Source organism: Conexibacter woesei Iso977N (genome assembly GCF_000424625.1).
Taxonomy (GTDB): Bacteria; Actinomycetota; Thermoleophilia; order Solirubrobacterales; family Solirubrobacteraceae; genus Baekduia; species Baekduia woesei_A.
In genome coordinates, this window is the sequence record NZ_AUKG01000001.1 from 1,690,781 (window position 1) to 1,714,708 (window position 23,928).

At 71.5% G+C, this 23,928-nt stretch carries 24 protein-coding genes; 6 read left to right on the forward strand and 18 right to left on the reverse strand.

Annotated features, from left to right (window positions below):
* Positions 1 to 3: 3 nt before the first annotated feature.
* From H030_RS0108270 to H030_RS30415, 5 genes are read right to left on the reverse strand one after another with little or no spacing between them, the layout of a single operon-like run.
* On the reverse strand, positions 4 to 978 hold the full coding sequence (locus H030_RS0108270; protein WP_051222058.1) for a VWA domain-containing protein: 975 nt from the start codon (positions 976 to 978) through the stop codon (positions 4 to 6).
* Positions 975 to 1,919 (reverse strand): DUF58 domain-containing protein, encoded by a 945-nt coding sequence (locus H030_RS30405; RefSeq protein ID WP_051222060.1) that lies wholly within the window; start codon positions 1,917 to 1,919, stop codon positions 975 to 977. Before H030_RS30405 ends, H030_RS0108270 begins: the two co-directional genes overlap by 4 nt.
* A gap of 3 nt (positions 1,920 to 1,922) precedes the next feature.
* Positions 1,923 to 2,954 (reverse strand): AAA family ATPase, encoded by a 1,032-nt coding sequence (locus H030_RS30410; RefSeq protein ID WP_051222062.1) that lies wholly within the window; start codon positions 2,952 to 2,954, stop codon positions 1,923 to 1,925.
* A gap of 27 nt (positions 2,955 to 2,981) precedes the next feature.
* A complete protein-coding gene (locus tag H030_RS0108285; protein ID WP_027005768.1) occupies positions 2,982 to 3,953 on the reverse strand; it encodes a VWA domain-containing protein in 972 nt (323 codons plus the stop codon).
* Positions 3,950 to 5,218: a S1C family serine protease gene (locus tag H030_RS30415; RefSeq protein ID WP_051222064.1), complete on the reverse strand. Its 1,269-nt coding sequence runs from the start codon at positions 5,216 to 5,218 to the stop codon at positions 3,950 to 3,952. The genes H030_RS0108285 and H030_RS30415 overlap by 4 nt, the downstream gene beginning before the upstream one ends.
* Positions 5,219 to 5,323: 105 nt before the next feature.
* On the opposite strand from H030_RS30415, the gene H030_RS0108295 reads away from it, so the two are divergent.
* Positions 5,324 to 6,220 carry an aldose 1-epimerase gene (locus tag H030_RS0108295; RefSeq protein WP_035126006.1) on the forward strand — a complete coding sequence of 299 codons (897 nt, stop codon included), beginning with the start codon at positions 5,324 to 5,326 and terminating at the stop codon, positions 6,218 to 6,220.
* A gap of 168 nt (positions 6,221 to 6,388) precedes the next feature.
* Positions 6,389 to 7,135 carry an SDR family NAD(P)-dependent oxidoreductase gene (locus H030_RS0108300; RefSeq protein WP_027005770.1) on the forward strand — a complete coding sequence of 249 codons (747 nt, stop codon included), beginning with the start codon at positions 6,389 to 6,391 and terminating at the stop codon, positions 7,133 to 7,135.
* A 227-nt stretch (positions 7,136 to 7,362) separates the two neighbouring features.
* Here H030_RS0108300 and H030_RS0108305 read toward each other — a convergent pair whose 3' ends face one another.
* The 3 genes from H030_RS0108305 to H030_RS30420 are packed head-to-tail and all read right to left on the reverse strand — an operon-like array spanning position 7,363 to position 11,551.
* The gene (locus H030_RS0108305; protein ID WP_027005771.1) at positions 7,363 to 7,554 is read right to left on the reverse strand and encodes a hypothetical protein; all 192 of its coding nucleotides are present in this window, start codon (positions 7,552 to 7,554) and stop codon (positions 7,363 to 7,365) included.
* A complete protein-coding gene (locus H030_RS0108310; RefSeq protein ID WP_027005772.1) occupies positions 7,544 to 7,906 on the reverse strand; it encodes a VOC family protein in 363 nt (120 codons plus the stop codon). Before H030_RS0108310 ends, H030_RS0108305 begins: the two co-directional genes overlap by 11 nt.
* A gap of 15 nt (positions 7,907 to 7,921) precedes the next feature.
* Positions 7,922 to 11,551 (reverse strand): homocysteine S-methyltransferase family protein, encoded by a 3,630-nt coding sequence (locus tag H030_RS30420; RefSeq protein WP_051222072.1) that lies wholly within the window; start codon positions 11,549 to 11,551, stop codon positions 7,922 to 7,924.
* A 49-nt stretch (positions 11,552 to 11,600) separates the two neighbouring features.
* Here H030_RS30420 and H030_RS30425 point away from each other — a divergent pair, with 49 nt between their 5' ends.
* Entirely contained in the window at positions 11,601 to 12,122 is a 522-nt protein-coding gene (locus H030_RS30425; RefSeq protein WP_035126007.1) for a GNAT family N-acetyltransferase, read from the forward strand.
* Here the strand turns inward: H030_RS30425 and H030_RS0108325 are convergent.
* The 5 genes from H030_RS0108325 to H030_RS0108345 form a co-directional block, all read right to left on the reverse strand.
* Complete coding sequence (locus tag H030_RS0108325; RefSeq protein ID WP_027005773.1) at positions 12,106 to 12,870, reverse strand: hypothetical protein; 765 nt, start codon at positions 12,868 to 12,870, stop codon at positions 12,106 to 12,108. The genes H030_RS30425 and H030_RS0108325 overlap by 17 nt on opposite strands.
* Positions 12,867 to 13,433, reverse strand: a complete 567-nt coding sequence (locus H030_RS0108330; protein ID WP_027005774.1) for an RNA polymerase sigma factor — start codon at positions 13,431 to 13,433, stop codon at positions 12,867 to 12,869. The genes H030_RS0108325 and H030_RS0108330 overlap by 4 nt, the downstream gene beginning before the upstream one ends.
* A gap of 93 nt (positions 13,434 to 13,526) precedes the next feature.
* Positions 13,527 to 14,168: a hypothetical protein gene (locus H030_RS0108335; RefSeq protein WP_155891919.1), complete on the reverse strand. Its 642-nt coding sequence runs from the start codon at positions 14,166 to 14,168 to the stop codon at positions 13,527 to 13,529.
* A gap of 11 nt (positions 14,169 to 14,179) precedes the next feature.
* A complete protein-coding gene (locus H030_RS0108340; RefSeq protein WP_027005776.1) occupies positions 14,180 to 14,596 on the reverse strand; it encodes a hypothetical protein in 417 nt (138 codons plus the stop codon).
* 259 nt (positions 14,597 to 14,855) lie between these two features.
* Positions 14,856 to 17,000 carry a glutamine synthetase III gene (locus H030_RS0108345; RefSeq protein ID WP_027005777.1) on the reverse strand — a complete coding sequence of 715 codons (2,145 nt, stop codon included), beginning with the start codon at positions 16,998 to 17,000 and terminating at the stop codon, positions 14,856 to 14,858.
* A gap of 282 nt (positions 17,001 to 17,282) precedes the next feature.
* On the opposite strand from H030_RS0108345, the gene H030_RS30430 reads away from it, so the two are divergent.
* The 3 genes from H030_RS30430 to H030_RS0108360 are packed head-to-tail and all read left to right on the forward strand — an operon-like array spanning position 17,283 to position 20,388.
* Positions 17,283 to 18,761 (forward strand): ammonium transporter, encoded by a 1,479-nt coding sequence (locus H030_RS30430; RefSeq protein ID WP_035126008.1) that lies wholly within the window; start codon positions 17,283 to 17,285, stop codon positions 18,759 to 18,761.
* Positions 18,758 to 19,129 (forward strand): P-II family nitrogen regulator, encoded by a 372-nt coding sequence (locus H030_RS30435; protein WP_051222074.1) that lies wholly within the window; start codon positions 18,758 to 18,760, stop codon positions 19,127 to 19,129. Before H030_RS30430 ends, H030_RS30435 begins: the two co-directional genes overlap by 4 nt.
* 38 nt (positions 19,130 to 19,167) lie before the next feature.
* On the forward strand, positions 19,168 to 20,388 hold the full coding sequence (locus H030_RS0108360; protein ID WP_155891921.1) for a PucR family transcriptional regulator: 1,221 nt from the start codon (positions 19,168 to 19,170) through the stop codon (positions 20,386 to 20,388).
* 30 nt (positions 20,389 to 20,418) lie between these two features.
* Here the strand turns inward: H030_RS0108360 and H030_RS0108365 are convergent, their stop codons facing one another.
* Genes H030_RS0108365 through H030_RS0108385 form a run of 5 tightly spaced genes read right to left on the reverse strand, consistent with a single transcriptional unit; the run spans position 20,419 to position 23,722 of the window.
* On the reverse strand, positions 20,419 to 21,108 hold the full coding sequence (locus H030_RS0108365; RefSeq protein ID WP_035126009.1) for a nucleotidyl transferase AbiEii/AbiGii toxin family protein: 690 nt from the start codon (positions 21,106 to 21,108) through the stop codon (positions 20,419 to 20,421).
* Positions 21,105 to 21,611, reverse strand: coding sequence for a MarR family transcriptional regulator (locus H030_RS30440; RefSeq protein ID WP_035126010.1), 507 nt, complete (start codon positions 21,609 to 21,611; stop codon positions 21,105 to 21,107). The genes H030_RS0108365 and H030_RS30440 overlap by 4 nt, the downstream gene beginning before the upstream one ends.
* Positions 21,612 to 21,661: 50 nt before the next feature.
* Complete coding sequence (locus tag H030_RS0108375) at positions 21,662 to 22,276, reverse strand: TolB family protein (RefSeq protein ID WP_027005780.1); 615 nt, start codon at positions 22,274 to 22,276, stop codon at positions 21,662 to 21,664.
* A 28-nt stretch (positions 22,277 to 22,304) separates the two neighbouring features.
* Positions 22,305 to 23,102 (reverse strand): isocitrate lyase/PEP mutase family protein, encoded by a 798-nt coding sequence (locus tag H030_RS0108380; protein ID WP_027005781.1) that lies wholly within the window; start codon positions 23,100 to 23,102, stop codon positions 22,305 to 22,307.
* 17 nt (positions 23,103 to 23,119) lie between these two features.
* On the reverse strand, positions 23,120 to 23,722 hold the full coding sequence (locus tag H030_RS0108385; RefSeq protein WP_231398386.1) for a hypothetical protein: 603 nt from the start codon (positions 23,720 to 23,722) through the stop codon (positions 23,120 to 23,122).
* Between the last annotated feature and the right edge of the window lie 206 nt (positions 23,723 to 23,928).

A 23,928-nucleotide genomic window follows, 5' to 3' on the forward strand; every position in this document is an offset into this window, starting at 1 on the left:
CCGCTAGGGCAGGCGGCCGACGCGCGGGATCGAGAGCATCCCGGCGCCGAGCAGGAGGATCAGGGCCGCTGCGGCGAAGGCCGAGGTGACCTCGCGCTGCTCGTGCTTGGTCGCCAGGCGCGAGCCGAGCGTGGAGTAGATCGAGCGCAGCTGGCCCGCGTCGCCGGACGTGAACGCGCGGCCGCCGGAGACGTCGGCGATCTGCCTCAGCGTCTCGGGATCGGGCGGGACCGCGATCGGTGGCGACAGCGGCGAGACCGGGTTCGGGATCGTCGCGTCGGCGGTCCCGAGCGCGACCGTGTAGATCGGGATCCGCAGCTTCTTGGCGATCTGCGCGACGCCGACCGGGTCGCGGCCGGTCGTCGTCTTGCCGTCGGACAGCAGCACGATCGCCGAGGCCGGCTTGGCGCTCCTGCCGTTGGGCGCGAGCGTGTCGAGCGCGACCTGCAGCGCCTCGCCGGTCGCCGTCGCGCCGACGGCGTCCTGGGCCTCGATCGTCTGGCGCACGCGCGTGCGGTCGGTCGTCGGCGCCAGCGTGCCGTCCGGGCCGTCGGAGTAGGCAACCACACCAACTCGGGTCGCCTTGGGCAGCTTGTCCAGGAACGTCTCGGCCGCGGCCTCGGCGGCGCTCAGCCGGTCCGGCTCGACGTCGGTGGCGCTCATCGAGCCCGAGTGGTCGGTGACCAGGACGATCGACGCGCCCTCGACCGGCACGGCGACCGTGCGCTGCGGCCTGGCGAGCGCGAACGCCAGCGCGGCGATCGCGGCCAGCGCCAGCGCGGTCGGGACGTGGCGGCGCCACGGCGCCGCCGCGCCCGCGGCGAGCGCCAGCGACGCGGCCGCCGGGAAGCGCACCGCGTAGGCGGTCCGGCGCCGGCGCGCGCCGTAGAGCAACAACAACGCCAGCGGGATCGCCAGCAGCGCGAGCAGCCAGAGGGGCGTGGCGAACGACAGCGCGAGTGGCGTGGCGGTGGTCATCGCAGGCGCCGCCCCAGCTGCAGCAGCCAGTCCTCGTCGGTGCTCAGCGCCGCGTGGTCGACCCTCAGGCGCCGCAGCTCGCTCGCGAGCGTCTCGCGCCGCTCGGCCTCGATCGCCGCGAACTTCTCCCGCACGCGCGGGCGCGACGTGTCGACCTCGACGCGCCGCCCCGTCTCCGGGTCGACGACCGCGATCCGGCCGACCGGCGGGATCGACGCCTCGCGCGGGTCGTGGACCTCGACGGCCAGGACCGCGTGGCGGGAGCGCAGCACGCCGAGCGGCCGCGCCCAGTCGCGCTGGTCGCGGAAGTCTGAGACGACGACGACAAGCCCCGGCAGCCGCGCCACCCTGCCGACGCGCCCCAGCGCATCGGCCAGCGCGTGCGGATCGGCGACGCCGTCCCGCGCGACGCCCGCGTTGAGCGTCCGCCGCAGCGCGACCAGCCCGGCCTTCGACCCGCGCGGCGGCTGCACGCGCGTGTCGCCGTCGCCGAACGTCGCGATCCCGACGCGCCCCGCGTGGCGCAGCGCCAGCCGGCCGATCGCGAGCATCACGCCCTCCGCGACGTCGGCCTTCAGCCGCGCCGCGGTCCCGAACGCCATCGAGGAAGAGACGTCCAGCGCCAGCCACGTCGTCAGCGTCCGCTCAGGGACTTCAAGGCGTACATGTGGCTCGCCCGTCCGGGCGGTCGTCGCCGCGTCGATTCGACGCACGTCGTCGCCGAACGCGTACGGGCGGATCTGCGCGAGCTCGGTGCCCGCGCCGACGCCCGCGGCGCGACGGTCGCCCGGCAGCGCGCCCGCGACCCGCTGCGTCACCGCGATCGCCAGCGCGTCCAGCAGGGCGGGCGGCATCGCGCCCGGGCCCTGCTTGGCGGCGGGCTGCGCCAGCTGGGCGCGGCGGCGGTGCGGCTGCGGCGTGGTGTCGCTCGGCGACGCCATGAACTACGCCGCGGCGCCCCGCGAGCGGTGCAGGTAGCGGTCCTCGGGCTCGGGCACGGCCTCGAGCACGCGGTCCAGGATCTGGTCGGCGGTGATGCCCTCGCTCAGCGCGTCGTAGGACAGCACGAGGCGGTGGCGCAGGACGTCGGGCGCGAGGTCGCGCACGTCGCCGGCGTTGACGTAGCCGCGCCCGCGCAGCATCGCCAGCGCGCGCGCCGCGTGCACGAGGCCGATCGGCCCGCGCGGGGAGGCGCCGAACTCGACCATCCCGGCGAGGTCGCCCATGCCGTGCGCGCCCGGGTGGCGCGTCGCGTCGGCGAGCGCGACCGCGTAGGCGATGATGTCGCGGTCGACCATGACCTGCACGGCCGTCGCGGCGTAACGCTCCAGGTCGGGCAGCTCCAGGCGCTGGCGCACCTCGGCGGTGCCGGCCAGCGAGCGGCCGACGACCGCGGCCTCCTCGCCCGGCGTCGGGTAGTCCACCAACAACTTCATCAGGAAGCGGTCGACCTGCGCCTCGGGCAGCGGGTAGGTGCCCTCGGACTCGATCGGGTTCTGGGTCGCCAGGACCAGGAACGGGCGCGGGACCGGGAACGACTGGCCGCCGATCGTCACCTGGTGCTCCTGCATGACCTCCAACAACGCGCTCTGCACCTTGGCGGGCGCGCGGTTGATCTCGTCGGCGAGCAGGACGTTGCCGAAGACCGGGCCGAGCTCGGTGTCGAAGCGGCCGGTGTCCGGGCGCCAGATCCGCGTGCCGACGAGGTCGGCCGGGACCAGGTCCGGGGTGAACTGGACGCGGCGGAACGTGCCGCCGACGACGTCGGCCAGCGTCCGGACCGTCAGCGTCTTGGCGAGGCCCGGGACGCCCTCGAGCAGCACGTGGCCGCCCGCGAGCAGCGAGACGAGCAGGCGCTCGAGCATCGCGTCCTGGCCGACGATGACGCGCTTGATCTCGTGCAGCGCCTCGCCGAGCGCGCGGCGCGGGTCCTCGTCGGGGTCGATCGGTGACTGCTGGGTGGTGAGGTCGTCCATGGGTTCTCCTGGTGCTTCGAAGGCTTGTTAGATGAGTCGCCCGGTGAAGCGCAGCGACAGCGCCGCGCCGAGGCCGAGGAGCACGAGCCCGAGGCCCGCGAAGCCGGCCGTGATCTGGCGCGGCTCCTTCTTGGTCCCGAGCTGGGAGCCCAGGCGCTGGTAGACGTCGCTGAGGTCGCCCGCCGTCTCGGCGGAGTAGGCCTTGCCGCCGCTGGCCTGCGCGACGCGCTCCAGCGAGGCGGGATCCGGCGGGACCGGCTTGGTGACCGTCCCGGCCGCCGGGTGCCTGGGATCGCGCAGGACGGTGATCGTGCCGCCCGGCGTGCCGAGCGTCACGGTGTAGACGGGGATCCTGAGCCTGGCGGCCGCCTGGGCGGCGGCGACCGGGTCGACGCCCTTGACCGACACGCCGTCGGTCAGCAGGACGATCGCCGACGGCGGCTTCCTGCCGTCCTGCGCGGGGGCTTGTTGGAGGACTCGCGTGGCGGTGACGATCGCCTCGCCGGTCGCGGTGCCACCCGAGGAGCTCAGGCGCCCGAGGGCGGAGGCGAGCGCGTCGCGGTCGGTCGTGGGGTTGGCCAGCACCTGCGGGACCTGGTTGAAGGCCTCGATCCCGACGTTGACGCGCTTGGGCACCTTGTCGATGAACGCCTGGCCGGCGCGGCGCGCGGCGACCAGCCGGTTGGGCCTGACGTCGGTCGCCAGCATCGAGCCCGAGACGTCGGTCAGCAGCATGATCTGCGCGTGCTCGACCGGGACCGCGACCGTCTTCTGCGGCTGGGCGAGCGCGACGACGAGCGCGGTCACCGCCAGCAGGAACGCGAGCAGCGGGACGTGGCGGCGCCAGCGTGGGCGCTGCGGCGCGACCGAGGCGGCCATGCGCGGCGCGGCGAACGCGGCGGCGGCGCGGGCACGGTCCCGCTGGAGCGTCAGGTAGCCGACGACGAGGGCGGGGACGACCAGCAGCGCGAGGAGGAAGAAGGGCTGGCCGAAGCTCACGGGGTGTTGGTCGCGGGCGTGTTGGGGCGGTTCTTCAGCGTGACGCCGACGGACTCGTCGCGGCCGTTGCGGTTGACCTTCAAGGTGATGTGGTCGCCCGGCGCCTTGGAGTTGATGATCGTCGAGAGCTGGTCGGCGTCCTGGACCTTCTGGCCGTCGATCTCGGTCACGACGTCGCCGGACTGGATGCCGGCCGACTCGGCGGGGCCGCCGGTGGTGACGCCGGCGATCTGCGCGCCGGAGCTGGACGCCGACGTGGCGGTCTGGGTCTCGACGCCGAGCCACGCGTGCTCGACCGTGCGGCCGTCCTTGAGGCCGGGCAGGACCTGGCGGACGGTGTTGGACGGGACCGCGAAGCCGATGCCGACGTTGCCGTTGGAGATGCCATTGGTGGCGATCTGCGAGTTGATCCCGATGACCTTGCCGCCGTCGTCGAGGAGCGGGCCGCCGGAGTTGCCGGGGTTGATCGCGGCGTCGGTCTGGATCACGCCGTCGATCTGGTAGTTGTTGGGCGCGCGCAGGGTGCGGCCGAGGGAGGAGACGATGCCCTCGGTGACCGTGCGGTCCAGGCCGAAGGGGTTGCCGATCGCGATCGCGACGTCGCCGACGGACACGCCGGAGGAGTCGGCGAACTGCAGCGGCTTGGTCTTGGCCGGGATCGAGCTCGGCGCGATGTGGACGACCGCGAGGTCCGAGGACGGGTCGGTGCCCTTGACGGTGCCGGTGATCGTGCTGCCGTCGGTGCCGAACTTGACCTGGACGGTCCTGGCGGTCTCGACGACGTGGTCGTTCGTCACGAGGGTGCCCTCGTTGTCGACCAGGAAGCCGGTGCCGGAGCCCGAGGAGGTGCGGATCGAGACCACGGCGGGGGAGGCGGCCTGGTAGATGGCGCCGGCGCGGGTCTGGCCGCGGTTGGGGGTGAGCGGCCTGCTCGAGACGGCGGGGAGCGCGGCGGGGCGGGCGATCTTCCTGCTGTTGTCGCCGCCGTTGTCGAGCAGGGCGCCGGCCGCGAAGGCGGCGCCGCCGATGACGACGGCGGTGATCAGCGCGAGCGCGGCGACGCGGCCGCGGGACATGCCGGGTGCGGGCGTGTCCGGCTCGTCGCTGGGCGGGTAGTGGGTGCGGCCGACGGTGGTCGGGGCCTCTTGCGGGTCCGGCTGCTCGGGGTGGTCGAGGCGGGTCTGCTCGGCCTCGGCGCGGCGGCGCGCGTCCTCCTCGGACTCGTGCTCCCAGTTGCCGCTCCAGATGTGCTTGGGCGGTGTCATGCCTTGGACTCCCCGGACCGGCTGGCGTGCATGCGGACACTCTGCGGCATGGAGATGATCGGTTCCTGTTGGCGCGCTAAAGGCTGGGTAAGAGAGGATGCCGCCATGTCAGGCGACGTCGTGACGCTGCAGGCCGGCAACTGGACCGCTCGGTGGGTGCCTTCTGTGGGCATGGTGGGAGTGTCCCTGTTCGGCGCGGGGCGGGAACTTCTGGGCCAGATGGGCGGACTCGATGCCTATGCGTCGCGGGGGTCGACCTTCGGGATCCCGCTGTTGCATCCATGGGCGAACCGGCTGGCGGCGTTCTCGTATGCCGTCGGTGGGCAGGAGGTCGCGCTGGGTGCCGAGACGCCCGGTTTGCACACCGAGGAGCGCGGGCTGCCGATCCACGGGCTGCTGTCGGGGCGGAGGGGGTGGGAGGTCGTCGACGTGTCGGGGACATCGGTGCGTTCGCGCTTCTCCTTCGACACACCAGACCTCCTGGCGGCGTTCCCCTTCCCGCACGACCTGGAGATCGCGGCGGTCCTGTCCGCGGGCGCGCTGACGATCTCGACGACGCTGATCCCCACGTCCGACCAGGCGGTGCCGGTGGCGTTCGGCTGGCACCCGTACTTCACGCTGCCCGGGATCGACCGGGACCACCTCATCCTCCGGACGCCCTCGATGTCGCGGATGCTCCTCGACGACCACATGATCCCGACCGGCGAGACCGAGCCCTTCGGGCCCCGCCACGCCCCGATCGCCGACACCGACTGGGACGACGCCTTCACCAACCTCGGCGCCGACCCCCACTTCACGCTCGCCGGCGGAGGTCACGAGCTGACGGTCCGCTTCCTGGAGGGCTACACCCACCTCCAGCTCTACACCCCTCCCGGCCGTGCCGTCGTGGCGATCGAGCCGATGACCGCCCCCACCAACGCCCTCCGCTCCCACGACCACCTCCGCCTGACCACCGAGCCCTTCACGGCAACCTTCGCGATCGACCTGTCCGAAGCGGCCTGAGAGACGCGCGTCGATAGACGCGCCTCGTCGCCAGTGATCGCGCGACCGGTGCGGGGCGGTCGGTGGGGTGGTGGCCGCGGTGTCATGTCGGCGGTGCATTTGGGTTCGCCTGGAGCCCTTTTGCACCGTTGGCGGAGTGGGAGTGCGGGGAGCGCCTAGGCTCGGGGGATGGTGAATGAGTTGGGTGGGAAGGTCGTGGCGATCACGGGGGCGTCATCGGGGATTGGGGAGGCGACGGCGTTGAGGGTGGTTGCGGCGGGTGGGGTGGTTGCGCTCGCTGCTCGGCGGACGGAGCGGATTGAGGCGTTGGCGGAGAGGATCAACGGCGAGGGTGGGAGGGCGATTGCTGTCACCACCGATGTTGGGGATGAGGCGCAGGCGAGGGCGTTCGTCGAGGCCACGGTCGAGCAGTTGGGCAGGATCGATGTGCTCGTCAACAACGCCGGCGTCATGTTGTTGGGGCGGGTGAGTGGCGCTGACACGGACGAGTGGCGGCGGATGATCGATGCCAACCTCTACGGCGTCATCTACGCCACGCATGCCGCGGTTCCGCATCTCCTACAACAACGCAGCGGGCATGTCGTCACCGTGTCCTCGATCGCGGGTGTGCGGGCGAGTGCGGGGTCGGCGGTCTACAACGCCACCAAGTTCGGCGTCAACGCGTTCAGCGAGGCGTTGCGGCAGGAGCTCGCAGAGCACGATGTCCGCGTCACCACCATCAACCCGGGCGCCGTGGAGACGGAGTTGCGCACGCACTTGAGCCCCGAGCTGCAGCAACAGCAACAAGAACGCTTCGCCGATGTCGAGCTGCTGCAGGCGGACGACATCGCCGATGCCATCGTCTACGCGATCTCGCAGCCGCCCTACGTGTCGATCAACGACGTCCTGGTCCGCCCGACGCGACAGCAGCGCTAGATCGATTCTGCGGGCCGCCTCGCCGCGCCTGACGGCCGCCGACCCGTCTTACGTAGAACCACCACGCGCCGCTGGGTCGGCGACCGTCAGCCACGACGATCCGGGCCGCAGAATCGACCTAGCACGTCGCGGTGGTTCGAGAATCTGAGCGCTCACGAGATGGCGGTCGACGAGCAAGATGAACACCGACTGCCTGACCCGCGTGAGTGCCAGCCGCCGGAGGGCTCCTACCAGAGACGCGACGAGGACGAAGCGATCGCCCCGAGGACGCTGTCGCCGCCCGCGCCGAGGAGGTCGAACACCGAGTCGCCGATGTCGCCCGGACGGCTGCCGCGCCACCGCGGCAGCGCGCGCCCGCCGAGCCAGCGTCGCCGCACGCGCCAGCGTGCGCCGTCGGGCGCGGCGACCTCAGTCGCCACCCGGCACCTGCGCGAAGCCCAGCGAGTTGCCGTCGACATCGATGACGATCGCCTTGCGGCCACCGCCGACCGACTCCACCGAGTCAACCGCCACACCCCGCGCCGCCCACTCCTCAAGCCACCAGTCCAGGTCGGCGACCAACATGGTGTTGTTGCCGCCGCCGGCCCGCGCGACATCAACAACAACAACGACCCAGCACGACTTGCTCAACCGCCAGCAGCGCTCGCCGTCGTGCGGCTTCAGGTCGGCGCCGCGCCCGAACAGCGCCTCGTAGAACGGCAGCGCCGCGGCCAGATCGGCCACGGCGCAGCCCGCGAACAGATGATGGACCTCAGAAGCAGCGGCGCTCACGCCGCCGAACGCTACCTACGCCTCAGCGGGCACGGCACCGGAAGCGAGCCCCCCGGGCGAGCCTTCCGCTGAGTCGCCCTCGCCCTCGGCCACGCCGCCCTCGACCGGATCGACGTCGAGCTCCTCGGCGTCGGCCTGCGCGAACAGCGACGGGTCGCGCTTGGAGCCCTTGATGACGTCGTCCGGGGACGTCGCGTCGACCGGCTTGAGCTTGCCCTGCTTCATCCCGAAGTAGAACGCCTGCGGGTGGTGGGCGACCAGCGCGAGCGTCGACTGCTCCGGCACCGGCGCGTAGCCGTCGCTGATCGACATGCCGATCGTCGACAGGTCCAGGACCGCGTCGACCTTCTCGTGCTCGGACTGATCCGGCACCGCCGGGTAGCCCCACGAGTAGCGGCGGCCCTGTGTCGCCGGGATCCCGTAGTCGTCGCGGACCTTCGCGTGCAGCCACTCCGCCAGCCCCTCGGCGGTCTGCACGCCGAGCCCGTGCACGAACAGCTGCTCGGCGAACTCGCCGTCCCTCTCCAGCTGCGCCATCAGCTCGGTGACCTCGTCGCCGACCGTCACGGCCTGCAGGGCGATGACGTCGAGCTCACCGCTCGACTTCGGCCGGAAGAAGTCCGCCAGGCACACGTGGTCGTTGCCCGGCTGGCGCGGGTTGACGAAGCGCGTCAGCTCCGTCTCGCGGTCGCTCGGGTCCAGGACGACGATGTCGTTGTCCTCGGCGTAGCACGGGAAGTACCCCAACAACGCGCGCGGGTGCAGGTAGGTCTGGTCGCGCCACATGCGCTCCAGCTTGGGGCGGAAGCCCTCGTCCTCGTCGGTGCCGTCGACCAGCGCCTTCCACGCGTCGCCCTTGACGCCCTTGCCGCCCCAGTGCAGCTTGAACAGCACGTGCGTGTCGAGGTGCGGGTAGACCTCGTCGAGATCGACCGGGATCTCGCGCACGCCCCAGAACGGCGGCTCCGGGATCTCCACGTCGTCGGCCGCGTCCGAGCGTTCGGTGCCGGTCGTGTCGAGCACGACCTCCTCGTCGCCCTTCTCGCGGAACGTGTTGGCGGCATCGCGCAACTGCGACAACAACTCCGCGCGCGTGTCCTCCTCGACGATCTTGTCCATCACGTGCAGGCCCTCGAACGCGTCCTTGCAATAGAAGACGCCCGGGTCATACAACTTGCTGTCGTCAAGGCCATTGACATGCAGCGCCCGGTAGCCGAACGCGCGGTTGATCGCCGCGCCGCCGATCAACACGGGGTACTCGAGGCCCTCGCGCTCCAGCTCCTGGATCGCCAGCGGCATCTGCTTCGACGTCGACACCAGCAGGGCGGAGAGCCCGATCGCCGTCGCGTCGTGCTCCTTGGCCGCCTCCAGGATCGTGGAGACCGGGACCTGCTTGCCGAGGTCGATCACCGTGTAGCCGTTGTTGGTGAGGATCGTGTTCACCAACGACTTGCCGATGTCGTGGACGTCGCCGAAGACCGTCGCCAGGACGACCGTGCCCTTGGTGTAGCCCTCGATCCGGTCCAGGTACCTCTCCAGCTGGGCGACCGAGCGCTTCATGACCTCGGCGCTCTGCAGGACGAACGGCAGGATCAGCTCGCCCGCGCCGAACTTGTCGCCGACCTCCTTCATCGCCGGCAGCAGCACGTCGTTGAGCACCGGGACCGCGCCGAGCTTCTCGACCGCCGCGTCGATCTGGGCCTCCACGCCGTCCTTCTTGCGGCGCAGGATGTGCCAGTGCAGCGCCTCCTCGGGCTCCATGCCCGCGGTCGGGTCGGCGACCTCGGCGGCCTCCTCCTCGCCCCTGGACTCGAAGTGCTCGATGAAGCGCTGCAGCGCGTCGTCGCGCTTGTTGTACACCAGGTCGTCGGCGAGCTCGCGCTCCAGCTCGCTGATCTCCCCGTACGGCGTGATGTGATTGGGGTTGACCATCGCGAGGTCCAGGCCGGCCTCGACGCAGTGGTGCAGGAAGACGGAGTTCAGGACCGCGCGCGCGGGCTGGCCGACGCCGAACGACACGTTCGACACGCCCAGCGACGTCTTGACGCCCGGGAGCGCCTCCTTGACGGCCGCGATGCCCTTGATCGTCTCGACCGCCGACGGCTTCCACTCGTCGTCGCCGGTCGTCAGCGTGAACGTCAGGACGTCGAAGATCAGCAGCTCGGGGTCGAGGCCGTGCTCGTCGCAGGCGATCTCCTTGATGCGCTGGGCGATCTCGACCTTGCGCTCGGCCGTCTTCGCCATCCCGACCTCGTCGATCGTCAGAGCGATCAACGCCGCTCCGTGCTGGATCGCCAGCGGGATCACGGTGTCGGCCTTGGCGCGGCCGGCCTCCAAGTTGATGGAGTTGACGATCGCGCGGCCCGGCGTCTGCTCCAGCGCGAGCTTGATGACGTCCGGCTCGGTCGAGTCGATCTGCAGCGGCGCGGGCTGGGAGAGCGAGACGCGCTTGGCGACCATCCGCATCTGCTCGTCCTCGTCGACGCGCTCGGTCAGCGCGACGCAGAGGTCCAGCACGTGGGCGCCGCCCTCGACCTGGTCCTCGGCGATCTGGACGAGGCCGTCGTAGTCGTCGGCCAGCAGCAGCTCCTTGGCCTTGCGCGAGCCCTGCGAGTTGACGCGCTCGCCGACCAGCGTCGGGGCGGGCTCCTGGACCAGCGGCGTCGCCGCGATCATCGAGGAGACCTGCGGCGGGCGCGGCGCGGGGCGGGCGCCCGGCTTGTGGCCGCGGACGCGCTCGGCGATGGCGGAGATGTGGTCGACCGTGGTGCCGCAGCAGCCGCCGACGACCGACACGCCGTGCTGCTCGACGAACTCGCCGAGCACGGCGGCCAGCTCGTCCGGGCCCTCGGGGAAGATGGTCTCGCCGTTGCGGCCCTGCTGGGGCAGGCCGGCGTTCGGGATGCAGTGGACCGGGACCGGCGAGTGCTCGCCGAGGTACCGGATCGCGTCGCGCATGTCGTTGGGGCCGGTCGAGCAGTTCAGGCCGATGACGTCGACCTTCAGGGCCTCCAACGTGGTCAGGACCGCGTTGATGTCGGTGCCCAGCAGCATCTTGCCGCCGTTGGGCAGCAGCGAGACCGAGGCCTGGATCGGCAGCGTCTTGCCCTCGAGCTTGAACGCCTCGCGCGCGCCGAAGATCGCGGCCTTGACCTCCAGGATGTCCTGGGCGGTCTCGATGATCAGCAGGTCGGAGCCGCCGCGGACCAGGCCCTGGGCCTGCTGGGTGAAGATCTCGACCAGCTCGGCGAACGTGATCGCGCCGAGCGTCGGGTCGTCGGAGGCGGGCAGGTGGCCGGTCGGGCCGATCGAGCCGGCGACGAAGCGGTCCTCGCCGACCGCGCGGCGGGCGATCTCGGCGGCCCTCTGGTTGATCTCGAAGGTGTGCTCGCCGAGGCCCCACTCCTCCAGCTTCAGGCGCGAGGCCTGGAACGTGTCGGTCTCGACGACCTCCGCACCCGCGCGGACCATCGACTCGTGGAGCTCCTGGATGACGTCCGGGCGGTGCAGGACGAGCGCCTCGTGGCACTTGCCCTCCAGCCCGCCGTAGTCGGCCTGCGAGAGGTCGAACTCCTCCAGCGTCGCACCCATCGAGCCGTCGAAGACGACGACGTGGTCACGGACGGCGGCCAGGAAATCACGCATGCGCGGAAGGGTAGCGCAACCTTGACACAACTGTGTCAGGGTATGACCGATGGAGGTCCGGATCCGGCCCTGGGACGAGGGCGACGCGGAGGCGCTGGCCGCGGCGGTCGCCGCCTCGCTGCCGGAGCTGCGCCCGTGGATGCCGTGGGCGGCCGACGAGCCGCAGCCGCCGGACGCGCGCCGCGCGTGGATCCGCGAGGCCAACGCGGCCGAGGCGGCCGGCGGCGACCGCACGCGCGCGATCCTCGCCGGCGGCGCGGTCGCCGGGTCCTGCGGGCTGCACCGCCGGATCGGCCCGGACGCGCTGGAGCTCGGCTACTGGGTCGCGACCGCGCTCACGGGGCGCGGCGTGGCGACGGCGGCCGTCGCGCTGCTGGCCGCCGAGGCGTTCGCCGACTCGGCGATCGGCCACGTCGAGATCCACCACGACCCGCGCAACGCCGCGTCCGGCGCGGTCGCCGCGCGCGCCGGGTTCACGCCCGTCGCGCCCGTCGCGACGGCGGGCGCGGCGCCGGAGCGGATCTGGCGCCTGACCCGTGCGGGGTGGGACGCGCTCACTGCAGGACGTTGAACCTCACCGGCTCGCTGCCGGGCACCGTGAGCTGCACGCTCGCCGGCTGGTTGGCCAGCTCGTAGACGTTGTCGATCACCGGCTCGTCGTGGCGCAGGCCGGTGTCGGCGTCGGTCACCGTGACCGACCGGACCCCGTCCGGGGCGATGCCGAACAGCGCGTTCCCGTCGCTGAAGGTCAGCGCGCCCGCGCGGGCCGCGGCGTCGGTGTTGCAGCCCGCCCCGATCGTGGCGTCGCCGACCGCCTGCATCCCGATGCAGACGAAGCCGTTGCCGGGCATCAGCCAGATGTTGTAGCCGTCGCGCGTCGCGATCTGCCGGGCGAGCCCGGCGTTGAGCCCGAACGGCCCGTCGTCCTGGAGCGTCCGGAGCGCCGTCATGTTGTCCGGGTCGGCTTCGGCGGCGCCGGCCGGCCGCGTCAGCGCCGACCAGGTGCTCGCGTCGGCGGCGGGGAGCGCGGCGACGACCGGCATGTGGATCTCGTTGCCGTCGGCGCCACTGCTCAGGGGCCGGACCGCGGGCGAGGCGTGGTTCGCGTAGTGCACGACGGCGGTCGCGGCGACCGTGACCGGCACCGACGCGACCACCGCCGCGAGCACCAGCGTGCGCGCCGTCATCCGGCGCGGCCGCAGGCGTGGGACCCGCAGGCGCGTGGGGGCGGGCGCGGGCGTGGGTGCGACCGGCAGCGGCTGCATCGCCGCCGCGGCGGCGATCACGAGGTTGCGCTTGTTCTGCTGGACGTAGGTCATGCGAAGTGCTCCAGGTTCTTGCGAAGGGACTTCAGGCCGCGGCTGACGTTCTTGCGGACCACCAGCTCCGAGCAGTCCAGGCGGGCGGCGATCTCCGGGTACGAGAGCTCCTCCAGGACGCGGGCCCGGACGGCCTCGCGCTGGCGCGGCGGCAGCTCGTGCAGCGCACGGGCGAGGGCCGGGCCGTCCTCGCCGAGCGCGGCGATCGCGTCGAGGTCGACGTCGACGAGCGCGACCGGCTCCCACGCCGCCAGGCGGCGCCGCGCCTCCTCCTCGACGCGTCCGCGCCGGAGGCTGGTCGACAGCGTGTTGCGCGCGATCGTGAACAGCCACGCGGCCGCGGAGCCGTCGCCGTGCTCGCCGCGGAACTGCGCCGCGGCGCCGAGGACGGACGCGAACACCTCGCCGGTCAGGTCGACGGCGACCTCCGGCTCGCGGACGCGGCGCTGGAAGTAGGCGAGGATCGGGCCCTCCCAGCGGTCGTAGAAGACCGCGAAGGCCTCCGGGTCCTCGGCGGTTCGCTGCAGGAGGACGGCATCGCTGTCCTTGCCGGTCGGTCGCATCTACTCCTACAGGACGCTAGTGCGGGGAGCTTGTGACCGCAGGGGGTCCGGATGTCCACCCGGACCCCCTCCGCGGTAGGGCATGCCGAGCGCTCAGCCTCCGTGATCGCCGCCGCCGTTGGCGTCGAACGACCGCGAGCCGTCCGGAGCGTCGAGCGTCACGGTGTTGTGGCCGGCATCGAGGGTGTAGACCTCGCCGCCGGTGCCGAGCGAGTCGCCGCCGGACGTCGCCGCGGCCGCGCGGGATGACGCGTCGGCCGGCGCCGCGTGGATCGCGGTGACCGCGTCCGGGGCCAGACCGTAGACCTGGGTGCCGTCGCCGATCGTGACGCCATCCTGGAGCGCGGCGTCCTCCAGCGTGCAGGAGATGCCGAGCGAGTCGGTGGCGGTGTCCTCGAGGCCGAGGCAGAGCGCGCCGTTGGCCGGGATCAGCCAGACGCGCCCGGAGGCGATGCTCCCGACGACGCGTGCGCCATCGGCATCGACGCCGATGCCCGACTGCGACGCGATCCGGGCGACGAGCGCGTTGTCGGTGTCATCGGCGCTCGCCGGGCGGGCGAGGACCGAGAACGCGGCCTTGTCGGCCGCCGTCGCCGGGACCGGGGTGTCGCTGGCGGCGGGGACGTCGAACCTCGGGTGATCCGGGCTGCTGACGGTCTGGGCGACGGCGACCGCCGCGGGGCCCGCGAGGGCGGCGGCGGCGAACAGGGCGGTGAGACGCAGGTTGATGTGCATGGTCATCGTCCCTAGTAGCTGGTGTGGGTCGTGGTGGCGATGATGATGTCCAGGCCGGTCGCGTTGTCGACCCAGCCGTGGTAGCAGCAGCTGCCGTCCTCCGTGCGTGAGGCAAAGCCGCCGGTGCTCGAGCAGGCCCGCGTGCCCGAGGTCGTCTTCGTCGCCGACGCGTAGCCGGTCGTGCCCTGGTCCTTGGCGACGCAGAAGCCGTTGTGGTCCCCGCTGCCCTCGATGTAGGTGACGGAGTGAGCCTCGCTGCCTGCCCAGCCCCTGCCCGAGACCAGCGTCCCGCTGAAGTAGTGGTCGGCGCCGGCGAGGGCGGTCGCGGTCGAGGCCGCCGCGATCGAGAGGGTGGCAACGCCGATGAGCGCCTTGCGCCGAAGGCGGCTAGGCGTCCGCGCTGCTGCGGCATGGGTACGCAACATCATGACTCCGTTCGGTGGTGCATTGTCTGTATTAACTCAGTGATATCTGAGCGCACAGCAGCACAACACGATCAGCTCTGCTTTGAGACACGACTGCGCGAATCGGGTGGGCGAGGGCGGCCGGGTTGAACATCTTCCGCAGCCCCGGTCACAGACGCTGCGCGAACGCGTCCGCCGGTGACATCGCGCCCCGGAACGCCGAAAGGCCCGCCGGAGCGGGCCTTTCGACGACTTGCAAGTCGCGCCAGTGGCGCGAACGGGACTACTTGATGAACAACATCTCGCTGTACTTCGGCAGCGGCCAGAGGTCGTCGGAGACGATGCGCTCCAGCTTGTCGGCGATCGTGCGGGTCGTGTCCATCGCCGGGATCACGCGGTCGCGCATGTACTTGGCGTGGGTCAGGCCGCCGTCGGGGCCGTCGTGGTCGTTGGCCTTCTCGAGGTCGAGGATCGCGGCGTAGAGCTCCTCCACCAGCGGCTCGACCTCCTCGACCAGGGCCGGGATGCCGGACGCGCGCACCTCCGCCAGGTGGCGCGCGGCCGCCGGCAGGATCATCGTGCGGGCGATCGACGCCGCGGTCTCGGCCTCGATGTTCAACTTGGTGGAGTACTGCTCCACCGCGACCTCGAACCGCGACTCCAGCTCGCGCTCGCTGAGCACGTTGTAGCGCTCGAAAGCCCGGATCGTCTGCTTCTCGACCAGCCACGGCAGCGCGTCTGGCGTCGTGCGCAGGTTCTTGAGCCCGCGCTCCGCGGCCTCCTTGTGCCACGCCTCGCTGTAGCCGTCGCCGCCGAAGACGATCTGCGAGTTCTTCTCCCAGACGTCCTTGACGACGACGCTGACGGCCGCCGGGATGTCGCCCCTGGACGTCCTGACGGCCCTCTCCAGCAGCGCGCTCAGCTCGTCGACCGACTCGGCGACGATCGTGTTGAGCACCGAGTTGACCATGCCCAGCGACATGCTGGACCCCAGCGCCCGGAACTCGAACTTGTTGCCCGTGAACGCGAACGGCGAGGTGCGGTTGCGGTCGCCGCCGTCCATCGGCAGCTGCGGCAGGACCTCGGCGCCCAGGCCGAGCAGGCCCTTCTTGATGCGCTTGCCCTTGCCGGTCGAGATCTTCTGGAACGCGTTCTCCAGCTCGGCGCCGAGGAAGATCGAGATGATCGCCGGCGGCGCCTCGTTGGCGCCCAGGCGGTGGTCCTGGCCGACGTTGGCGACCGACGCGCGCAGCAGCGCCTGGTGCTTGTTGACCGCGCGGATGACCGCCGCGCAGAAGAACATGAACGACGCGTTGTCCTCCGGCGTCTCACCCGGGTTGAGCAGGTTGTGGCCGGAGTCGGTCCCCATCGACCAGTTGTTGTGCTTGCCGGACCCGTTGACGCCGGCGAACGGCTTCTCGTGCAGCAGGCAGACCATGCCGTAGCGGCGGGCCACGCTCTGCAGGATCGACATCGTCAGCTGCTGGTGGTCGCTGCCGACGTTGGAGTTCTCGAAGATCGGCGCCAGCTCGTACTGACCCGGGGCGACCTCGTTGTGGCGGGTCTTGACCGGCACGCCGAGCTTGCGCAGCTCCTGCTCGGACTCCATCATGAACGCCAGGACGCGCTCCGGGATCGTCCCGAAGTAGTGCTCGTCCAGCTCATGGCCCTTCGGCGGCTTGGCGCCGAACAGCGTACGACCGGTCGTGTAGAGGTCCGGGCGCTCGAAGTAGTACTGCTCGTCGACGAGGAAGTACTCCTGCTCCGGGCCGACCGTGGTGAAGATCCGCCTGGCCTCGTGGTCGCCGAGCAGGTCGAGCGCCTTCAGCGCGCTCTTGCTCAGCGCGTCCATCGAGCGCAGCAGCGGGATCTTGGTGTCGAGCGCCTCGCCGGTCCACGACACGAACGCCGTCGGGATGCAGAGGAACGTGCCGTTCGGGTTGTCCAGGATGAACGCCGGCGACGTCGGGTCCCACGCGGTGTAGCCGCGGGCCTCGAAGGTCGCGCGGATGCCGCCGGTCGGGAACGACGACGCGTCGGGCTCGCCCTGGATCAGCTCCTTGCCGCTGAACTCGGCGATCGCGTGGCCGTCGCCGGTCGGGTTGTAGAAGGAGTCGTGCTTCTCGGCGGTCAGGCCGGTGAGCGGCTGGAACCAGTGCGTGTAGTGGGTGGCGCCCTTCTCCATCGCCCACTCGCGCATCGCCTGGGCGATCGCGTCGGCCAGCTGCGGGTCGAGCGGGTCGCCGGCCTCCAGCGTCGCGGTCAGCTGCTTGAAGACGTGCTTGGGCAGCCGTGCGCGCTGCTCGTCGGTGGTGAAGACGTTGGCGCCGAAGACGTTGGCGCCGGGGGCCGTCAGGTCGACGGTCCCGAGGGCGCCGCCGTTCACCGACCACTGGGCGGCCGTGACGTTCTGCTGGCGGGAACTCATGGGGCGGGAACTTCCTCCTGTGCGTGTTCGGGTCGCTGCTGTCGCGGCGCGGCGGCGTCTCGCGGCCGACGGCGTTGACGTCGAGCCTATTTCCCGCGCGCGTATGACGCCTTGTACCAATGTCCAAAGTCCGGTCCGAGACGTTCGCCCTGAGGTAGGCCCGGCCGTCAAGGCCGCCTCGACCGGATGGCGAACGACCCCCGCCGATCTTTCGACATCGGGCTAACGACCTGCGCCTCGCTGGACAAGAGACTGCCATGGCACGCTCGACTAGGAGGTCACATGAGACGTTCCCTTGCGGTTCGCGCGCTGGTGTTCGGCACGCTGGCTGCGCTCATCATCCCTGCCTCGGCATCTGCGGATCTGTACGACCGCGCCGGGAACCAAGGACTGCTGCAAAGCGTCGGCATCAACTCGATCTGGGTGATCGTGGCCGGCCTGTTGGTGTTCTTCATGCAGGCGGGTTTCGCCTTCTTGGAGATCGGCTTCTCCCGCGGTAAGAACGCGGGCACGATCATCGCCAAGATCCTCGTGAACTTGGCGATCTGCTCGATCGTCTACTGGGCGGTCGGCTTCGCGTTCGCGTTCGGCGGCGACCCCGGGCACGTCATCGGCACGCACGGGTTCTTCCTGCGTGACTACGGCGACCCGCAGGCGGCGTTCCCCGTCATGGGCTTCTCGAACGCGACCATCGAGTCGAAGTTCTTCTTCCAGTTCGTGTTCGCGGCCGTCTCACTGGCGATCGTCTGGGGCACGACCCTGGAGCGCGTCAAGTTCGGCGTCTACATCATCTACGCGGTCGTCTTCTCGGCGCTGATCTACCCGATCTTCTCGGGCTGGGTCTTCGGCGGTGGCTGGCTGCAGAACAACCTGGGCATGCAGGACTTCGCCGGCTCGACGGCGGTCCACCTGATCGGTGCGACCGGCGCCCTGGCGGCCCTGCTGCACCTCGGACCGCGCAAGGGCAAGTACGGGCCAGACGGCAAGCCACGGGCGATCCCGGGGCACAACATGCCGCTGTTCGGGCTCGGCATCTTCATCCTGTGGCTCGGCTGGTTCGGCTTCAACCCGGGCTCGACGCTCGGCGCGCTGGACGGCCGGTTCCCGGAGGTCGTGCTGACGACGAACCTCGCGGCTGCGGCCGGCGTCCTGACCGCGGTCTCGACGGCGTGGATCAAGACCAGGTCGATCGACATCGGCATGGCGGGCAACGGCGCGATCGCCGCGCTCGTCGCGATCACCGCAGGCTCGGGCTATGTGGTCCCGTGGGCGGCGGTCGTCATCGGCGCGACCGCGGGCGTGATCGTGGTCCTCGGCGTCTACGCGATCGACAAGTTCATCGACGACCCGGTGGGCGCGCTGTCGGCGCACGGCCTGGCCGGCATCTGGGGCACGCTCGCGTGCGGGTTGTTCACGAACCCATCGCTGGCGGCCTACAACGCCGTCGGTGACGGCGGCCTCGTCTACACGGGCTCGTTCCACCAGCTGCTGGTTCAGGCGGCCGGCGTGGGCATCGTGTTCTCCGGCGTCTTCATCAGCTCCTACATCGTCTTCGGCGTCATCAAGGCGACGTACGGCATGCGGGTGTCCGAGGAAGAGGAGATGGCGGGCCTGGACATCTCCGAGCACGGCATGTACGGGTACCCGGAGCAGTTCATCCCTGCTCCGGAGCTGGTCGGTTACGGTGCGGCCCCCACGGGGACCGCCGCCGCATCCGGCGTGGCCCCCATCGCGACCGCAACGGAGGTTCCCGCAACATGAAGATGGTGGTGGCATACATCCGCCACGAGGCGTTCGAGCCGATCCGCACGGACCTGCTCGACCTCGGGTTCCCCTCGCTGAGCATCAGCGAGGTGAAGGGCTCGGGGCGCCAGAAGGGCATCACCGAGCGCTACCGCGGCGCTGAGCTCACCAACTACCTCCGGCCGAAGGTCAAGCTGGAGTGCGTGGTGGCCTCGGGTGACGTGCAGACGATCGTGGACACGATCCTCAAGCACGCCCGCACCGGAGCCGTCGGTGACGGCAAGGTGTTCGTGATGCCGGTTGAAGAGGCGTACCGCGTCCGGACCGGGGAGGCTGGCGAGGAGATCCTCCAGGCCCACCCGGATGCCGCGACGACGGCCGCCTAGACAAGTAGGAGAACCCGATGGGTGAGGCGGCGGAGAAGATGAGTGATCCTTCCGAGGGTCGGGCCGCCGCCTCGCCGGCCGGTTCGCTGGTGGAGCGGCTGCGGTCGGTCCACCTGAAGATGGTCGACGCCGTCCTCGGCGGCGACGGCCTGCAGCAGGTCGCGGCGCTGGCCGCGGAGGCCGCGGGCGCCCCAGTGGCGATCGTGGTCCCGCGGTTGGACGCCGCGGTGGCTGCCGGAGCCGATGGCCCGGTGCTGGAGGCGGTGCGGCGGTACGTCGCCGACCGCGTCCGGGACCGGCCGTCGCAGGTGCCGGAGGCGCTGGCCGCCGAGGCACCGATCCAGTCGGGTGACGACGTGGTCGGGGCCGTGGTGATGCTGCACGGCGAGCCGGGCGCCCCGGAGCCGTTGCCCGAGGCCGGCGACTTCCTGCACCTGGCCGCGGTCGCGTGCCTCACGGAGGTCGCGGTCGAGGAGGCCAAGGAGGAGGTCGAGCAGAACCTCCGCGGGTCGTTCCTGGAGGACCTGCGCTCGCGTCCGGACCTGGAGCCGCGCGAGGTCGTGCGGCGGGCGGCCCGCCTGGGCTGCGACCTGGCGCGCGGGGCCGTCGTCCTGTGCGCCGAGTTGACGACCGACCGGCCGCGGCACGTGATCGCGACGATCACCGGCGACGAGCCGGGGGCCCTGGCCGAACATCTTGACGGGCGCGTGTACGCGATCCTGCCGGGGACCGGCGGCGACGACGCACCCGAGGGCACGACCGCGCGAGGCCGCGCGTTGGCGACGCGGCTGCGCCGTCACGGCACGGTCGGCGTGTCGTCCTTCTACAGCGATCCCGCCGAGCTGCCGCGCGCGATCCAGGAGGCCGAGCTGGTCCTGGACGTGCTCAAGCAGGGCGAGGGCGGCGGCTGGGACGGGGTCCAGGACATCGGCACCGGCACCTACCGGTTGCTCTTCCGGGTGCTCGCTTCGCACCCCGAGGAAGTGCGCTCCTTCTACGAGGACACCGTGGCGCCGATCGTCCGCTACGACGACCAGTACCGCACCGACCTCGTCGGAACCCTCGAGGCCTACCTCGAGCAGAACTGCAACATGAACGCGACGGCGAGCGCGATCTACGCCCACCGCCACACGGTGGCCTACCGCCTGGAACGCGTCAAAGAGCTGACCGGCCTCGACCCCATGCTCTCCGAAGACCGCGAACGCCTCGGCCTCGGCCTCAAGGCCTACCGCATCATCGCGCCCCGCCTACCGAAGTAGCCGCCGGCCGGCGCGCGCAGCCGCGCGCGCTCAGCGACCGGCCAGCGCGCGGAGAGCCGGGAGGACGATCGACGCGGCACGCTCCTGGCTTGCGGCGTCGGCGCGGAGGAAGCCGAAGACGGCGTCGGTGAACCGGCGCTCGTCGAGCAGCGCGCCGACCTCGGCGGCGATGAACGCCCGGACGTCGGCATCGGCGTCCGCCAGCTCGGCGACGAGCTCCTCGCGGCCGTCGACGAGCAACACGATGTCCTCGAGGTCGCGGCTGCCGAGGTGGTCGCCGCCGCCGCGCCCGGTGAAGGCGTACAGCTTGGTCGCGATCAGGTAGGGCGGCGTCGCGGCGCGGATGCGTGTGCCGGACGGCAGCGTGCACCACTTGGCGCGTGGGAGCGCAGCGGTCTGCCACGGGTTCTCGAAACCGAGCAGCCCGCCGGCCGCGGGCATGGCGTCAAGGGTCAGGTCGAAGGCGTCGTGGCGCCAGCGGCAGATCACCGAGGACTCGGCGTCGTTGCTGAAACCTCGCTCCCGGAGCGCCGTCTCGAACGCGTGCAACGCGCTGCGCGTCGTCACCTCGACCACGACATCGACGTCCTTGGTCGGCCGCGGGGCGGGCGCGCCGGGGTCGGTGATCCAGAGGGCGATCGTCGCGCCGCCGACGAAGGCGACCTGGTCGGTCAGCGGTCCGAGGGCGGCCGCGCCGCGTTCGAGCAGCTCGATGCTCACGCCGGGACGCGGAGGCGGTCGGGGAGGGCGCGCTCGGCCAGGCGCCGGGTGCGGGCGTCGCCCGCTCGGATCGCGTCGACCAGCGCGAGGCGCTCATGCAGAGCCGGATCGCCGAGCGCCAGCTGCGGCACGACGGCGTGCAGCGGCTCCAGGGCAATGCCGCGGACCTCGCCCGTGGTGTGTGGCCAGACCGGCGGCAGGCCGTCGCCGGCCAGCTCCGCGACCAGTGGCGGCGCCGCCCACGCGGCGGCCACGCCGCGCGTCTCGCTCCCGCGCACCGCGGGGAACACGTACTTGACGCCGTGGATCAGGAACTCCTCGGCCGCCGCCTCTGGCACGCGACCACGACGGCGGTCGTAGAGCCCGGCGTCCTCGAGCCGATGCAGTGCGCGGTGGGTCGTGGCGACGCTCAGCATCGCGCGATCGGCCAGCCGCTGGGTCGAGCCGAAGCTCGGCTCACCTGCAAGCAGCAACAGAAGGACGATGTCCTGGCCCTTGAGCACAGGCGCATGGTAGCGGCTTATTCCATATTTCGAAATATGAAACGAATGCTTCAGCAGCGGTGGGTGAGGATGGGGGTGGTTGCGTGGATGGCCCAGGATTGGGGATCTTGGGCGGTGGGTTGGGCGGGGGTGGGGAGGCAGGTGGCGTGGATGGAGAGGTCGTCGGGTTGCCAGAGGAGGGTCTGGCTGTCGGTGGACCAGGTGAGGCGGAGCTCGTCGTCGGTGTTGGTGATGCGGTGGGTGGCGGTGGCGGCGGGGTTGGTCGTGTAGACCTCGTTGGCGGGTGAGGTCTTGTTGGTGTCCTCGCCGGCGGGGATGGAGCCCTTGCCGTCCTTGGTCGAGAGGTAGGCGATGAGCTTGCCGTCGGGAGACCAGAGGGGATGCGCGGCCGTCCTGTCGTCCGGCAGCAGCCGGCGGCGGTGGCCGGTCGCGGCGTTGACACGCCAGAGGCCGCCTTCGGAGAAGGTGTAGGACTTGCTGTCGGGCGCGAAGGAGAGGTCGGACTCCTCGTGGTTGACGAGCACGCGGTGGTGGCCGGTCGCGACGGGACTCAGCGGGTCGTGGTCGACCTGGCGACCGTGCCTGCCGTGCTCCTCGATCCGCGCGGTCTCGCCGTGCGGAAGCCGCCCGCCAGCAGCGCGACGACCGCCAGCCCTGAAAGACACCTCATCGGTGATGAGGTGTGTCCAATCCTCAGCCCGTCATGAGCCCGTTGACGTCCGGGTAGCCCAGCGCGCCGGGCGCGGGCGCCGGATAGGAACCGGTGGCGAGCAGCTCGCGGGCGGCCGCGTCGATCGCCGAGTAGGCGGTGAGGATCGGGCGCGAGCCCGACGAGACGCGCGCGACGCCGAGCGCCGACAGCTCGGCGACGGAGGGGAGGCCCGGGACCATCAGGACGTTGATGGTGGTGTCGGTCCCGGCCACGGCGGCGACGAGCGCGCGCAGGTCGTCCGGCGCGCTCGCGCCCGGCACGAAGACGCCGTGCGCGCCCGCCGCGGCGTAGGCGGCGGCGCGCTCGCAGGAGATCGCGCGCGCGTCCGGGAGCCTCAACCACATCGCGTCGGTGCGCGCGTTGACGAACGCGCCGGAGGTCGCGGCCGCGGCGACGGCGGCGCCGAGCAGCTCCAGATGCTCGTCGAGCGGGCGCAGCGCGCCGCCGGGAGTCCCGTCCTCCAAGTTGAAGCCGACCGCGCCGGCGGCGACCGCGCGCGTCACCGTGCCGCCCGGATCCCCGTAGCCCGACTCCAGGTCCGCGGTCACCGGCACCGACACGGCGGACGCGATCGACTCGACCGCGCGCAGCACCACATCGACAGCCAGCGACTCGCCGTCGCGCAGCCCGTGCGACCACGACACGCCCGCGCTCGTCGTGCCCAGCGCCACCGCGCCCGCGGCCTCGAGCACGCGCGCGCTCCCGGCATCCCACGCGTTCAGCAGCCGCAAGGGCGCAGCGACATCGTGCAGCGCGTGGAACCGAGAAGCGAGCGACATGCCCGCAGACGCTACGCCTACGACGATGCGGAGTCGGCCGAAACGACGTCGCCCGTCTTCGGGTCGACCGTCACGGCCGGAGCCTTCTGCGACACGCTCACCTTGAACGTCCCCGCCGCATCCTGCCCGTCGCGCGTGCGCGCGATCGCCTTGCCGTTCAGCCCCGCGGCGACATGCCAGCGCAACGTGTGCGTGCCCGCGACGACCGGCGTCACGTGCCACTCGAACGTCCGCGACTGCCCGGCGGGCAGCGCGCCCAGCGCCCACGTCGACACGTACGCGGTGTCGCCGCCGTGCGGGCCCTTGTCGACGATCCACAGCTGCCGCGTCGGATCGGCGAGCGTCGTGTCGGACGAGCGCGTGGTGAACCCCGCGCCGCCCCTGTCGCCGTCGTCGTTGGTCACCGTGACCGCGACGTTCGGGATCGTCTTGCTGTCGGCGTTGTGCACGGTGATCTTCATCACCGCGTCATCCGCCAGCCGCTGCCTCTTCGGGAACGACGCCCGCACGACGGTCACCTTGTAGGTGCCCGACGGCTCGTTGGCATCTTGGCGGTCGCCACCGCCGCCGCAACCCGCGGCGCCCAGCATGAGCGCGGCCGCACACGGCACGGCGCTCACAAGCGTTCTCCAGGACCAGGACCCCTCCACTGCGCGCGGACCGTACCAGAGGAAGGTGCGGCCGAGCGCAGGTCGAACGAATCCATAGCCGTCACGGTTCCCGGTTGGCAGCCGTGACGACGGTCACATAGACTGGCCGCCGAGCGGGAGCCCTGCAGGAAGGGCAGGCGCCCCGCGGGTTCCAGAGGAGAGGTCCACACCGCGTG